Source organism: Pseudomonas nunensis, from assembly GCF_024296925.1.
Lineage (GTDB): Bacteria > Pseudomonadota > Gammaproteobacteria > Pseudomonadales > Pseudomonadaceae > Aquipseudomonas > Aquipseudomonas nunensis.
Genome location: NZ_CP101125.1, coordinates 1,587,403 through 1,601,418, shown reverse-complemented (window position 1 = coordinate 1,601,418; position 14,016 = coordinate 1,587,403). Strand labels below are relative to the sequence as shown.

9 protein-coding genes and 1 pseudogene are annotated in these 14,016 nt (G+C 56.7%); 5 read left to right on the top strand and 5 right to left on the bottom strand.

Features of this window, described 5'->3' with window-relative positions; all coding sequences use genetic code 11:
• Nucleotides 1-17: 17 nt before the first annotated feature.
• The 3 genes from NK667_RS07170 to NK667_RS07160 are packed head-to-tail and all read right to left on the bottom strand — an operon-like array spanning nucleotide 18 to nucleotide 4,246.
• Nucleotides 18-2,132, bottom strand: coding sequence for an EAL domain-containing response regulator (locus NK667_RS07170; RefSeq protein WP_054614187.1), 2,115 nt, complete (start codon nucleotides 2,130-2,132; stop codon nucleotides 18-20).
• A gap of 9 nt (nucleotides 2,133-2,141) precedes the next feature.
• Nucleotides 2,142-2,531: a response regulator gene (locus NK667_RS07165; RefSeq protein WP_054055281.1), complete on the bottom strand. Its 390-nt coding sequence runs from the start codon at nucleotides 2,529-2,531 to the stop codon at nucleotides 2,142-2,144.
• Nucleotides 2,516-4,246 (bottom strand): PAS domain-containing sensor histidine kinase, encoded by a 1,731-nt coding sequence (locus NK667_RS07160; protein WP_054614186.1) that lies wholly within the window; start codon nucleotides 4,244-4,246, stop codon nucleotides 2,516-2,518. Before NK667_RS07160 ends, NK667_RS07165 begins: the two co-directional genes overlap by 16 nt.
• A gap of 302 nt (nucleotides 4,247-4,548) precedes the next feature.
• On the opposite strand from NK667_RS07160, the gene NK667_RS07155 reads away from it, so the two are divergent.
• Nucleotides 4,549-4,797, top strand: a complete 249-nt coding sequence (locus tag NK667_RS07155) for a hypothetical protein (protein WP_054616217.1) — start codon at nucleotides 4,549-4,551, stop codon at nucleotides 4,795-4,797.
• 63 nt (nucleotides 4,798-4,860) lie between these two features.
• Here NK667_RS07155 and NK667_RS32800 read toward each other — a convergent pair.
• Nucleotides 4,861-4,950: pseudogene (locus NK667_RS32800) on the bottom strand (hypothetical protein); the annotation flags it as partial.
• A gap of 109 nt (nucleotides 4,951-5,059) precedes the next feature.
• Between NK667_RS32800 and NK667_RS07150 the strand changes: the two are divergent.
• From NK667_RS07150 to NK667_RS07135, 4 genes are all read left to right on the top strand, one after another.
• A complete protein-coding gene (locus NK667_RS07150) occupies nucleotides 5,060-5,680 on the top strand; it encodes a hypothetical protein (RefSeq protein WP_054614185.1) in 621 nt (206 codons plus the stop codon).
• A 454-nt stretch (nucleotides 5,681-6,134) separates the two neighbouring features.
• Nucleotides 6,135-7,154 carry a substrate-binding domain-containing protein gene (locus NK667_RS07145; RefSeq protein ID WP_054616216.1) on the top strand — a complete coding sequence of 340 codons (1,020 nt, stop codon included), beginning with the start codon at nucleotides 6,135-6,137 and terminating at the stop codon, nucleotides 7,152-7,154.
• Nucleotides 7,142-10,162, top strand: coding sequence for an EAL domain-containing protein (locus NK667_RS07140; protein WP_054614184.1), 3,021 nt, complete (start codon nucleotides 7,142-7,144; stop codon nucleotides 10,160-10,162). The genes NK667_RS07145 and NK667_RS07140 overlap by 13 nt, the downstream gene beginning before the upstream one ends.
• A 408-nt stretch (nucleotides 10,163-10,570) precedes the next feature.
• On the top strand, nucleotides 10,571-11,587 hold the full coding sequence (locus NK667_RS07135; RefSeq protein ID WP_054614183.1) for a LecA/PA-IL family lectin: 1,017 nt from the start codon (nucleotides 10,571-10,573) through the stop codon (nucleotides 11,585-11,587).
• Between the two features lie 516 nt (nucleotides 11,588-12,103).
• Here the strand turns inward: NK667_RS07135 and mqo are convergent.
• Nucleotides 12,104-13,753, bottom strand: a complete 1,650-nt coding sequence (gene mqo / locus NK667_RS07130) for a malate dehydrogenase (quinone) (protein ID WP_054614182.1) — start codon at nucleotides 13,751-13,753, stop codon at nucleotides 12,104-12,106.
• Nucleotides 13,754-14,016 lie beyond the last annotated feature (263 nt).

Sequence of the window (14,016 nt, the reverse complement as noted above, 5' to 3'; positions counted from 1 at the left end):
GATCCCGCTGAAATGGATCAGGTGAAGCACTGCTGCCCCTGCAGAAAAGACTCCAACTCCGTGACGGGCAGTGGCCGGCTGAACAGATAGCCTTGCACCTGATCGCAACCGTTGGCCGTGAGGAACGCCAGTTGCTCGGGGGTCTCCACCCCTTCGGCGACCACTTGCAGGTTGAGGCTGTGGGCCAATTCGATGATGGTCCTGGCAATGGCCGCGTCCTGGGGGTTACTCGTCACTTCACGAATGAAGGCGATGTCGATCTTGAGTTTGTCGATCGGAAACCGCCGCAGGTACGCGAGGCTTGAATAACCGGTGCCAAAGTCGTCGATGGACACCTTGACCCCCAGTTGTTGCAGGGTCTGCAAGCTGGCGATGGTGTGCGACGTGTTCTCCATCAGCGAGCTTTCCGTCAGCTCGATCTCAAGCCAGTGGGGTTCAATCTGATGATCAATGAGCGCCTGGCGGATGCTGGCGATCAGATCACCTTCGATGATCTGTTGGCCGGAGACGTTAACCGCCACCTGGAAGGAGCCTTTCCCTGCGCCTTGCCAATCGGCGATTTGCTTGCACACACGGGTGATCACCCAGTTGCCGACCTGGGTAATCAGCCCGAGGCTTTCCAGTATCGGCACGAACACCGCCGGCGAGACATTCGCCTGCCCCGGACGTGGCCAGCGCAGCAGCGCTTCCAGCCCGCACACTCGGCCGTCGGCCAGGCCGATCTTGGGTTGGTAAAACAGCTCGAACGCCTGCTGCTTCACCGCCTCACGTAACGCGGTTTCCATCGATTGCCGCGCCGAGGCCTCTTCATTCATTTGCGCCGTATAAAACCGATAAGTATCCCGGCCAATCTTCTTCGCCCGGTGCATGGCGGTGTTCGCGTGCTTGATCAACCCATGTGCGTCGTCCCCGTCATCCGGGTACAGGGCAATGCCAATGCTGGCAGTCATCGCGGTTGATTGGCCGCCGAGCTGAAAAGGCTCGCGCAGTGTTTCGCGTATGCGCTCGACGGTTTGCAGCGGGTCCACCTGGCCCTCGCGAATCATCAGGATCAACGCAAATTCGTCACCGTCCATGCGCCCCAGTGTGTCGCTCACATTCAGGCAGTTGGTCAGTCGCTGGCCCAGCTCCGCCAGCATTCGATCGCCCAGTAGGTGGCCCCAGGTTTCGTTGACGCTGCTGAAATCGTCCAGGTCGACGGTCACCACCGCCAGTTGCCAGTGACTGAGCGACGCCTGGGTCAGCCCCATTTGCAAGGTAGTGAAGAATAGTTTGCGATTGGGCAGCCCGGTCAACGTGTCGTAATGGGCCATTTTCAGCATGCGCTGATCGGTTTCCTTACGCTGCGTGATGTCCCGCGCAATGCCGACGATGATCCAGTCATCCCCGGTCTTATAGGCTTGGCGGTGAATTTCTACCGGCAGGAAACTGCCGTCCTTGCAGCGGATCTGCGTTTCCGTGGCTTCAATGGGGCCTCGGCCGGCGATGATCTGGTCGTACAAAACCTCCAGTTCTTCGGTGGAGTCTTCGCTGAGATCGGCCGGTGTCTTGCTCAGGAGCTCTTCCGGGGTGTAGCCAAGCACTTGGCAGGCACGGCGATTGAACTCGATCAGCCGCATGGTGCTGCGGTTGATCAGGAAAATCGCGTCACCCGACGCGTCCATGGCCGAACGAAAACGCTCAAGGTCGATGGTGCGCTGTTGCAGTTGCTCTTCCAGCATCAGGCTGTGGCTTTTCAGGTAATCGCCAAACGCCTTGAGTCTCAGCAGGTTGCGCACCCGCAGCCACAACTCGGCGCTCTCCACCGGTTTGCTGAGGAAATCTTCAGCGCCCGCTTCCAGCCCGGAAATCCGCGCACTGTGCTCGCCGAGGGCGGACAGCATGATGATCGGGATGTTCGAGGTGGCTTTGTCCGTTTTCAGCTGGCGGGCGACTTCGAAACCGTCCATGCCCGGCATCATGATATCGAGCAGGATCAAGTCCGGTGGTTGTTGCGCAACCATGAGCAGGGCTTCTTCGCCCGAACCGGCCGTTAAAGTCTGATACCCCTGGTTCTGCAGCAGGATCTGCAGCAATTTGCAGACATGCGGTTCATCGTCGACGATCAATAAAGTAGCGGCAATGTCGGACATGGAAAGAGCTCAAGTAGAGGGCTGTTGAGGCAGATTGTTTTGCAGCAACGTATCGATGACCCGGTAGAGCTCTTTGTAGCGTAACGGCTTGATGATGTAAGCATTGCAGCCCGCCAGGCGGGTTTTTTCCTCGTCTTCCTTCATGGCCATGGCGGTGAGCGCGATCACCGGGATCGCGGCTGTCAGCGCATCGCTCTTGAGCAGCGAGGTGGCCTTCAGGCCATCCATTCCCGGCAGCTGGATGTCCATGAGAATCAGCGCCGGCTGTCGCTCGCGCGCCAGTTTCAGGCCGGTTTCCGCATCGGTCGCGCACACGACGCTGTGCCCGGCGCTGGTGAGCAGCAGCCGGGCCAGACGCATGTTGGCGGCGTTGTCTTCGACGATCAGGATTTCAGCCACGGCGCCTCCACACTGGGGGAACGACGGATAGGCAACCACGCAGCAAATCGGGCGCCCGTGCCTTCACGACTGGCCACGGCGACACTGCCGCCATGGAGTTCAGTCAGTTGCTTGACCATTGCCAAGCCTAGACCGGTGCCCTCGAATTTACGCGCCAGACTGCTATCGATCTGACTGAAGGCCCTGAATAACTTGTCCATATCGCTCTGGGCTATGCCGATGCCGGTGTCGCTGACACTCAGCTCCAGAAATTCCTCATAGTCGCTGTCCGCGAGCTGGAAGCCGTAAGCTGGCCAGTCCCCCTCGATCGTGCCCACTTGAGCCCTCGGCACCTGGCGCACCGCCACGGTCACCACGTCGCCCGGCGCACTGAATTTCACGGCATTGGCCAACAGGTTGTAGATGATCTGTTTGGTCTTGCGCAGATCGAGTTCGAAGGTGCCAAGCTCGGTATCGGTCTCGAGTTTCAACTGGATGCGTTGCAGTGCGGCTTTCTCGCGCACGATCAACAAACTGTTGCTCAGCAGGTTTTGCAGTTCGACGGGCTCCAGCTCCAGTTCCATCATCCCGGCTTCGACCTTGGACAGGTCGAGGATGTCATTGATGAGTGACAGCAAGTGCTGGCCACTGGTGAAGATGTCGCCGATGTACTCACGCTGGGTATCGGTCATATCACCGACCATGCCGTCCTTGAGCGCTTCGGAAAAACCGATGATGGCGTTCAGCGGCGTGCGCAGCTCATGCGACATGGTGGCGAGGAACTCGGACTTCATGTGGCTGGCGTGTTCAAGCTCGATGTTCTTCTCTTCCAGCGTGCGCTCGAAGCGCTTGCGCTCCGTCACATCCCGGGCGGCGGCGAACACGCCTTGCAGCTTGCGATCGCGATCATGAAAGGTCGCCGCGTTATAGGAAACGACCGTTTCGGTGCCATCGTAGGCGCGCACGGTCAGCTCGTAATCGCTGACTTTGTTTTCACTGAGTACACGCTTGATCGCCGCGTCAGCACGGGCCGGGTCGGTGAAAAAGTTCTTGCACGGCGCGCCAATCAATTCGTCCCGGGTCCGCCCCGTCAACGCCATCATTTGTTTGTTGACGTCGGTAATGATGCCCTGGGGATTGGTCATCATCAGGGCATCGATGTTCGACTCGATCAACGAGCGCGTATAAAACTGCTGGTCGCGCAGACGCTGATCCAGCAACGCCTGCGCAGCTTCTTCCTGCTTGCGCGCGGTGTTATCGGTGCCGATCAGCAGATAGCCGATGATGGTTTCGGTGCTGTCGCGCAACGACGTGACCGACACCATCGCCGACAGCCGGCTGCCATCCTTGCGGATGTAGGTCAGCTCATAGATATCTTCAATACCCCGGGACGCCTTGAATACCAGCGCTTCGAACCCTGGCGTGATCGGTGTCTTGAGCTCCAGGCTGAGCGCCGCGGCGCGGGTAATCAATTCGTCGGCATCGGAAATGTCGGCGGGGGTGATCTTGTTGATTACGTCTTCCGACAGATAACCGAGCATGCGTTCGGCGCCGACGTTGAAGATCTGAATGACGCCTTTTTCGTCGGTGGCGATACTGGAAAAGTAGGCACTGTTAAAGATGGCGTCTTGAAGGGCGCCGGTCTTGAGCAAGGTCTGTTGTCGGCGAAACTCGGCAAGCTTCTCGGCGCGAGACTGGGGCTCGGTGGAAGGACGATCTACTGGCGGCGTGTCCATTGATTCGTTTCCCGTTAACTCGCGAACCTGACCGTGATGACGGTGCCGTAAAGCGAGCTTACGGAAATCGCCCAAATGAGCGACCAGAGGTTTTTACACGATAGCAGAGGTACTGCACGGAGGTTACGCAGGGAAGCTTTCGTTATTCTTTCAGTTCATGGGATTTGGTGACTCGGTGCATCCCCTCCCCCAACCTATCTCGACGCATCAAAAAATTTGAACCGCTCCTGAACGCACTCGCCTAATGATTAGCTTGTGGACAATCCCACAGGCCATGTGCCAATACCGGCATGCTCCGAGAGGTGGTTAACGTGGCTAAAGACGAGAAGAAAAGCAAAGGCGAAGCATCGAAAGCCAGCAAGGATTTGAAAGACAAAAAGGCATCGCCGGCCAAGAAGTCAGCGGCGGCCTCGGCTCTTTCGAAATCTTCCGAAAAGAAAGACAAGAAAAAAGACGCCGAACCAAAGAAATCGGCAAAAAAAGCTGACAGCAAGCCTGAAAAGGCCAAGAAGGCAGAGAAGGCAGACAAGCCGGCTAAAAAGAAAAAATGACATCCGCCCTCTGCCAGGGCATTACGCCCTCTGTTTTAATACGGCGGAGTTGATCCACAGTCAATTGATCCGATGGATGTTGACGGGCACTGCAACGCAGTGCCCGTCGTACTTCATGGTATCCGCGACGGCTTTTGGAAGGAGGTTGCGCCAGACATGGTCATTGGCCGGCGAGGTACTTAACTGGTGGGCATTTCTCAAACTTAACAACTCAGGACGACGTTGAAGCTTGTAGAAAAAAATGAAGGATCAAGGACCGCGAATGAGCATTTTCAAACGTATCAAATCCTTCGTCAGGCGTAGCCCGGACGAGCAGATCGTCGGTTATTCCCTTTCCGAGTTGAAGTCAGTTTTTACTCAGCCTTTGTCTCCCCCTGCCCGGCCATTACCTGACTTTTCGCAGGTGGTGTCTTTGGCGAGTCTCGACATTCCAGCCTACTACTGTGTTTTTTTAATCGCGTACGCTGACTTTGCCGGACTTGAGTCGCTTGTCGAATCGGATTTCAGTTTCGTCGCTGAAAAGCCATTCAATGGCCTGCCCGTAAAGCGCTATTCAAATACTCGAAAAGACGAGCACCTGATCTATTTCAGATCGAACTCGGAATTTAACGCCACGACGATTCGTATGGTGACGAATAGCATCCATTTTCTGAGCACTCTTCAGGGAATGAGGTTAGCCGTTCCACCGCCGTGGATAGCGTTTGAGGGTTATGACCCCGCCTGGTGGGGCGGTGCGATGCAAGGTGCTCAGGGGTATTACAACGATAGTTACTTTCTGCCCTTTTTCACTCGATTGAGTCGTTCGGAAAGACAGCAGTACTACGCAACATTCAACGCCTCGGATGCGTGGATCGAGAGCCTGGAGCTGATGTACGCCGATTAATGAGCGCGCCCCGACTGTTTTCAGGCGAGTGTTCGGCCTCTCACGTCCTTTTTTGCCTGTTGCCTGTGCAAAATCAGAAGCCTTGTAAAACCACCCAATGTAGTCAACGATGCAATTGGCCCTCGTCCCTTGTTTTGTGCCATGGACCCTGCCCCATTTCCTGAATGTTCAGGACTAAAGTTCGCGCACTTGCCCACAAAGACCTGAAGACAGCAGAACCGACTATTCTTTTGAATAGTGGACGCTGCATTCTTGGCAAAAAAGGGACGCCATGCCGGACTATGATTGCGCTATCGGCTCTAGACCCAGCATCACATACGGTGATCGAACCAGTCTGATCAAGGCCTGGCTACGCTGGATGGCTTCAATTCCGGTTTTCTGTCTGTTCACGGCAGCGCCCGGATACGCCCAGAACCTGCCAATCGCAGCGCGGGTCGAAAACGCCACGGTTACGGTGATCCAGGCGCAGGAAATCGTCGCCAGGGCCACCCTCGAAGCTGTTCGCTGGAGCGGCCCTGAATCCGGTCCGCAAGCCCTGCGAGGCAAAAGCATCGCGTTTGTCGCAGAAGATCTGCGTAACGGCGGCATTCTCGGTGTCGCGCAGGGCGCTCGCGAGGCAGCCAAGGCGATGGGCTGGACGCTGAAGATATTCGATGGCGCGGGATCATCGGCCGGGCGCGCCAAGGCCTTTTCCGATGCCCTGGCAGCGAAACCCGACGGCCTCATCCTGTGCGGCTCCGATGCCGTTGAGAACAATGCAGCGCTGATGCGCTTCGCCAAAAATGATGTGCCGGTGGTTGGCTGGCACGCCGGGGCACGCCCCGGGCCGATTGACGGTACGCCGGTGGCCATGAACGTCACCACTGACCCGCTCGAAGTGGCGCGCCTCACCGCCATGGCAGCAGTCGCACAGTCAAACGGACGCGCCGGCGTGGTCATCCTGACCGATTCCAAATACAGCATCGCCATGGCGAAAGCCAAGGCCATGGAAAATGTTATTCGGGCCTGTCGGGAATGTACGTTGCTGGAAGTGCGCGATGTCGCGATCTCCGAAAGTAGTGAGAAAATGCCAGCGATCACCAAGGAGCTGCTGCAGCGCTATGGCAAGCGCTGGACCCACGCACTGGCCATCAACGATATCTATTTCGACTACTCGATTGCCTCTTTGACCAATGCCGCAATACCCAGTGACGGGATCAGTCTGTTGTCTGCCGGTGATGGCAGCGCTTCGGCTTTTTTGCGCATACAGGCGAAAACCTACCAGACCGTCACCGTCGCCGAGCCGCTCAACCTGCATGGCTGGCAAGTGATGGATGAATTGAACCGGTTGTTTGCAGGTCAGCCGGTGAGCGGTTTCGTCGCGCCGATTCACCTGGTCAATGCCGACAATATAGCCTTCGACGGCGGGAAGAAATTCCAGTACGACCCAGACAATGGCTATCGAGACATCTATCGCCACCAGTGGAATCCATGACATTGGACGTTACTTCCCGACTCGTACGCTGGCTTTTGCCGCAATCGCTTCGCGCGCAGTTCACACTGGCGTTTCTGACGCTGGCGCTGCTGATCCTGGCGGGCGGTGCAACGGCGGTCTACGCGTTGCGTACTTCCAATAACGCCACCCGTCAGCTGACCGATGAACGACTGGTCCGCATGCAAAATGGGCAAGACATGCTGCAGCGCACCTTGCTGATCGAACGCCAGACCGATCAGCTTTTGACAACCCGCTCCCCCGACGCCCTGCGTTCAAGCTATGCGGCGACCGTTGAACAGCTTGAAGCCCTTGATCAACTGGTGCAGCAGCTGACTGCCGCGAACAGTGGCGTGGCGATACTGGACATGTATCAGTCGAGTCAGATGTTCCGCAATACTGCCAACATCGTTGCGCAACTGCGCGAAAGCCTGCTGCAAACGGAGGTCACCTTCGAGCAAACCGTGGAGGAACACACCGCCCGGTTAACCGCGACCCAGACGCGGGCCAGCCTGGAACTGGCGGTGTTGCTTTTCGATCTTCCGCAGGCACTCGACAGTGATGCCGTGCAACGGCTGCGAATCCGATATGAACGCCTGTCACGCACTGCCGGCCAGTTACCCGACGCTGATCTGGAAACGCCCGATCTCTTCACCCTTCGCCTAAATCTCATCAATCAGCAAAACGTCATACAGCGCTTCAATGAGGAACTGAAGAATGAGGCCGGGGTTCTGGTCGCGGTGGCCCGTGCGCAATCCAGTGCTTACACCGAAGACTATCGCGAGGCCGTGCAGCGCCTGGTTGAGGCCTCAAATCTTAGTCAGCAATGGGTGCTGATCATGCTGGGCGCCAGCCTGGTGTTCGCCTGGTTCGTGACCCGGGTTTTCATGGGCCGTCATGTGCTCATGCGACTGAATGAAATCAGCCGGCAACTGCGTCAGGAGCACACCGACAAAACGCATTTGATGATGGCGGTGCATGGGAAGGACGAGATCGGCAACATGGCTCGCGCGGTGAATCAATTCCTTCAAGATCGGCTTCAGCTGGAAAAAAGAACCGTCCAATTGAGCATCGCCACAAAGCGGCTCGCCGTGCAAAACAGTCGATTAGAGCAAGAAGCCATTATCCGCGCGGGACAAGGTCATGTCCTGGAGCTGATCGCCAGGAGCACCGAGCTATCAGAAGTCCTCGACAGTCTGGCTCACTTGGTCGAATCCCAACTGGAAGGGATGATGGTGTCGATCCTGGTGCTGGATGAGGATGGCAAGCACCTGCTGCACGGGGCAGCGCCCAGTTTGCCGCAAGCCTATAACCAACTCATCGACGGGATTGCGATCGGTCCGAAGGTTGGTTCATGCGGCACCGCGGTCTATCGACGCGAACCGGTCATCGTCACGGATATCGAGCAGGATCCGCTGTGGGAGGAATACCGTTCAGTCGCTGCGTCCTATGGATTTCGCGCCTGCTGGTCGACACCGATTCTGTCCCATGAGCGAAATGTCTTGGGTACGTTTGCCTTGTATTCCAACACCGTACGCAGCCCTCGCTCGAGCGAAACGCGACTGATCAACATGGCGACACCTCTTGCCGGCATCGCCATAGAACGCCAGCTGACCGAAAAGCGTATTCGCTACATGGGCGACCATGACGCACTGACCGGGCTGCCGAATCGCACGCTGCTCGAAGACCGCCTCAAACAGGCAATTCTTTACGCTCAGCGCTATAACCGCCTGGTGACGGTGGTGTTTCTCGATCTGGATAAATTCAAACTGGTGAATGACAGCCTCGGACACAGTGCTGGCGACGAACTGCTGAAAACCGTCGCCCAGCGCATGCTGGAGTGTGTACGCCGCACCGACACCGTCGTGCGCCTGGGTGGCGACGAGTTTGTGATCATCCTGTTCGACCAGCCCTCGGACATCGATGGCGTGACTCCCGCCCTGCACAAAATCCAGGAAGCCATCCTGCGGCCGATTCAAATCAGCGGCCATACACTCCACGTCACCTGCAGCATGGGCCTGGCCACCTACCCTGCCGATGGCAATGATACCGACACATTGCTCAGCAACGCGGACGCGGCCATGTACCGCGCCAAGGAATTGGGGCGCAACAGTTACCAGTTCTATACGAGCGAGATGAACAACAAGGTTCAAGGCAAACTCGCCATGCAGGACGGGCTTCGAAACGCGCTCAACCATAACGAATTCCTGCTGCTCTACCAGCCGCAGGTGGATTTGCAGTCAGGTCAGATTATCGGCGTAGAGGCGCTGATCCGCTGGCAGCACCCCGAACTCGGCATGGTCTCTCCAATCAAATTCATTCCGCAGGCCGAAGAGACCGGGTTGATCGTGCCCATCGGCGACTGGGTGATTCATGCCGCGTGCAGGCAGAACAAGGCCTGGCAGGATGCGGGTTGCCCGCCGATCACCATGTCGGTGAATATTTCCGCACGCCAGTTCATCGAAAGGAACCTGATCGACCGGGTGAGGCATGCCTTGCAAGAAACCGGACTGGACCCGAAGTACCTTGAGCTGGAGCTGACCGAAAGCCTGATCATGCAAGACCTTCAGCAAGCCATCAGCAAAATGAAAGAACTGCAATCAATGGGCATCAGTCTCTCGATCGACGACTTCGGAACCGGCTACTCCAGCCTCGCCGCCTTGAAAAGCTTCCCGATCGCGAGACTCAAGATCGACCAGTCTTTCGTACGCGATCTGCCCGACAACGAGAACGACAAAGCCATCGCCACCGCAGTGATCTCGCTGGGGCACAAACTGAACCTCAAAGTCATTGCAGAAGGCGTCGAAACCGAAGAACAGCAAACCTTCCTGCGCGAAAACGGCTGCGATGAAATTCAGGGCCACTTTTTCAGCAGAGCGGTCAGCGCAGAGGACATCAGTCTGTTACTGCGTACGCCACGGTTGCCTCAATCAAGTCGCATTGTGGGCTCTGGCGCGGTAAGTCGAGAGCGCGATGTGAAACGCCCAGGCGGTCCGATGGCTAGGCGTTGATTGGAGTTGGCTTGTTTATTTTGATTTGGTTGTTTGAAGGAGAAATCTGGCGTTAGGGCAGCTCGGGTTTATGGGGTAAAACCGGGTGGCCAGGTCGCTCGCTCACCTACTGATCGGTTAATAGTTGGGGACACAAGCGACTTGGGGGGACGGGCAGAAACCGGCCAAGAGCGGTCAGTCATGGACGGTTGCTTTCGGTAATTTTTTGACAGATTACCCTCACCCTCTATAGTCAGTTCGCGACCTGCGGGAAGGAATCCCAAACCGTCAGAATGAGCATGGAGCTAGGCCGGTTCGTATCTTTGAACGTGGGTTCCTTCACTAGTGAGTACGCAGGTCACAACGTGGCGAACGTTGTTGCATCCCCGCAATTGGCAGGGAAATCACTTTTGAAAAAGGAGCTTCACAATGTCTCAATCCGATATCTGGTCCGGCACCGTCGATGCAAAGCTGGAGAGCGGCAGAGCGACAGGTTTTAAGGTTAAGAAGGGAGACGTAATTACGATTATCGCCTCGGGGTGGGTAGAGCGTGGCTCAGGGAGGGCCTATGGCCCTCAAGGGGATGAGAGTCTCGTTGGTTCGTACAAGCCCGCCGGGTTGGTCTATCCGGATGGACTTGTCGGTGCGCTCCTGATGAAGATCGGCGATGACTATCTCACCCCGATTAATAACGGAGTGTTCCGCTGGACGGTACCGACCGACGGAGAACTCACCTTTCTCATCAATGATTTGGCGGGAGATTACGGGAACAACAGCGGCTCATTCAACGTCAGCGTAGAGAAGAAAACGCTCACCACTGAGCCGACAGCTGATGTGCTCAAATACGGCGACAAAGTCCGCTTTCTAAACGGTTATGCCAATTGGAACGGCGGCTATCTCTCTGTCTATGACAGTTCCAAAGAGGTGGGCGCCAAGTATGATGTTGTGTCCGTTCTCTCACCAGAAAAAGAAGGCCCCATCGACACCTGGTTGGTCGGATCCGCAACGGGCAAGCCAGACGGTGACAGAGTGCGCTCTGGCGATACCATCAGGCTATTGAATCTGTACGGAGACGGCCCGGGATACAGCGACAAAAACGGTGGCGGCTATCTCGATACGAACAATCACGCCAATTCACCAGAGCTTTACAATGTCTCCACAGCGGAAAAGGCGAACCGCGGCGTTGAAAAAACCGGTCATAAAACTCTCGATTGGGTCGTAATGTACGGTGCTGTCGGCTCACAGATCTATATCGGAGACCCGATCAGCCTCCGAAACGAATACAACAATTCTCAAGGTGGATATCTAGATACCTGTAATCATTTCGCCGGAAGAAAGACCATTGGTTATCACGTCTATACAAACCGCTCGCCGAACAGGGCCGGCGTCGGCACCGGAAGCTGGAAAGTACTGCGGGCCATAACATCTGGCCCAACAGCTCGATAGGCGGCGGTCTAGTCTCCACAAAACGTTTATTACCATCCACAACGGATTCAAGCGGCCCCTTGGTGACAAGGGATCAACCAACTTCGGGCCGCTACTAATCATCGAATCCGTCGAGATCAGACCACACCGCACGTCCACCTTGGGTCGATACCGGCCCTTCGTAACACGCATCTATCGGCAATGAGCATTCACTCGCTATTATTTCGAGGCGAGCAAGGTATCCGAAAGTCGCCTGAGGCTCGCTTTTTCGTGGATTGTAAATGACTGTTTCTGACCTACCAGCACCAATTCTGGGTAGCTTGCAGGCCCCCTCGCCGGACCGAACTCGACAGAAGAAACAGCGTCTCGGGATCCAGAATTTTGGGGCTGCTTCGCAGCCCAGCGGGAGCAAGCTCCCTCGCCACAGGGTGCTCGTCAGGATCAGAGGTTGTGTGATCCGAGAAAGCCAAATCCCGGCCACAAAAAAGCCCACTGACCGTCGCCGGTTCAGTGGGCTTTTTCCGACAGGGCTTTTAGTTACAGAGCCATATCACTAGCGGCATTTGCCTTCGGAGCCTTGCCAGCATCAGCAGGAGCCGGAGCAGCCGGAGCGGTCAACTGCGGGATCGCCGGTGGCGGAGTCAGCTGCAACACTTTTGCAGTGTAAGCCCACTCTTCAGCCACTTTGGCTGGATCGTTGTTCAGTTGAGTGCCATAGCTTGGCACGATCTGATGCAGCTTTTCCTGCCAGGCCGGGGAAGCAACCTGATCCTTGAAGACCTTTTGCAGCACGGTCAGCATGATCGGCGCAGCGGTCGAGGCACCTGGGGAGGCGCCCAGCAGGCCAGCGATCGAACCGTCAGCCGACGCTACGATTTCGGTACCCAACTTCAGCACGCCACCGGCGGCTTCATCACGCTTGATGATTTGCACGCGTTGGCCGGCTTGCCACAGGCGCCAGTCTTCGGCTTTGGCGTTCGGGAAGTATTCTTTCAGAGCGTTCATGCGGTCTTCGTCGGACAGCATGAGTTGGCCAGCAAGGTACTCAACCAGTGGGTATTCCTTGATGCCGACTTTGGTCATCGGCCAGATGTTGTGGGTGGTGGTGCTGGTCAGCAGGTCCAGGTACGAGCCTTCTTTCAAGAACTTGGTGCTGAAGGTCGCGAATGGGCCAAACAGGATGACGCGCTTGCCGTCCAGGACACGGGTGTCGAGGTGCGGAACCGACATTGGCGGTGCACCAACGGAGGCTTTGCCGTAGGCCTTGGCCAGGTGTTGCTCGGCGATGGTCGGGTTCTCGGTCACGAGGAACGAGCCGCCAACCGGGAAGCCTGCGTATTCCTTGGCTTCAGGAATGCCGGACTTCTGCAGCAGGTGCAATGCACCGCCGCCCGCGCCGATGAACACGAACTTGGCGTCGGTTTCGGTTTTGGTGCCGTCTTTCAGGTTTTTGTAGCTGACGCGCCAGGTGCCGTCTTCGTTCTTGGTGATGTCTTGCACTTCGCTAGACAGTTTCAAGTCGAACTTCGGTGTGGCTTGCAGGTGCGCAACGAACTGGCGGGTGATTTCGCCGAAGTTCACGTCTGTGCCGATCGGGGTCCAGGTGGCCGCGATTTTCTGGTTCGGGTCGCGCCCTTCCATCATCAGCGGAACCCACTTCTTGATCACAGCCGGGTCTTCGGAGTACTGCATGCCGGCGAACAGCGGGCTCGCTTGCAGGGCTTCGTAGCGTTTTTTCAGGAACTTGATGTTGTCATCGCCCCACACGAAGCTCATGTGCGGAGTGGAGTTGATGAACGAACGCGGGTTCTTCAGGACGCCTTGCTGAACCTGCCACGACCAGAACTGGCGGGAGATCTGGAAAGCTTCGTTGATTTCAACGGCTTTCGGGATCGACACTTTGCCGTTCTCGTCTTCCGGGGTGTAGTTCAGCTCAGCCAGGGCGGAGTGACCAGTACCGGCGTTGTTCCAGCCGTTGGAGCTTTCCTGGGCGACGCCGTCGAGGCGCTCGACCATTTCCATGGACCAGTCCGGTTGCAACTCATTGAGCCACACACCCAGGGTCGCGCTCATGATGCCGCCGCCAATCAGCAGCACATCGACTTTCTTTGCCTCTTCCGCGTGAACGGACGTGATCCCCATCGACAAAGCCAGCCCCAGCAGGGCCGTGTTGAGTTTCTTAAGCATCTGTAGCACCTATGATAAAACGCCATCCGCCCTTCCATCCCAACGCCAGGGCCCTTGGTTCACGGCATGCAGGCAGCATGTCGCGGGTTCCCGTACATCAGGATTGGAGGGTGGGCACACAAGGCCGACGTGTCTCCATCGACCTCAGTTTATATGTCCCTACTGAACTGACTTTTTATCATTATTGGCTTCAGCTACTTGAGCGACATTGATCCTGTTTGCGCGTCTCGAGGACGTGCGAACTGAATAGGTCAAAGCAAGTT

Excerpts from the sequence above, each read along its gene's own strand:
- mqo (WP_054614182.1), bottom strand. The coding sequence starts at position 13,753 with ATGCTTAAGAAACTCAACACGGCCCTGCTGGGGCTGGCTTTGTCGATG.
- NK667_RS07170 (WP_054614187.1), bottom strand. The coding sequence starts at position 2,132 with ATGTCCGACATTGCCGCTACTTTATTGATCGTCGACGATGAACCGCAT.
- NK667_RS07135 (WP_054614183.1), top strand. The coding sequence starts at position 10,571 with ATGTCTCAATCCGATATCTGGTCCGGCACCGTCGATGCAAAGCTGGAG.
- NK667_RS07150 (WP_054614185.1), top strand. The coding sequence starts at position 5,060 with ATGAGCATTTTCAAACGTATCAAATCCTTCGTCAGGCGTAGCCCGGAC.
- NK667_RS07160 (WP_054614186.1), bottom strand. The coding sequence starts at position 4,246 with ATGGACACGCCGCCAGTAGATCGTCCTTCCACCGAGCCCCAGTCTCGC.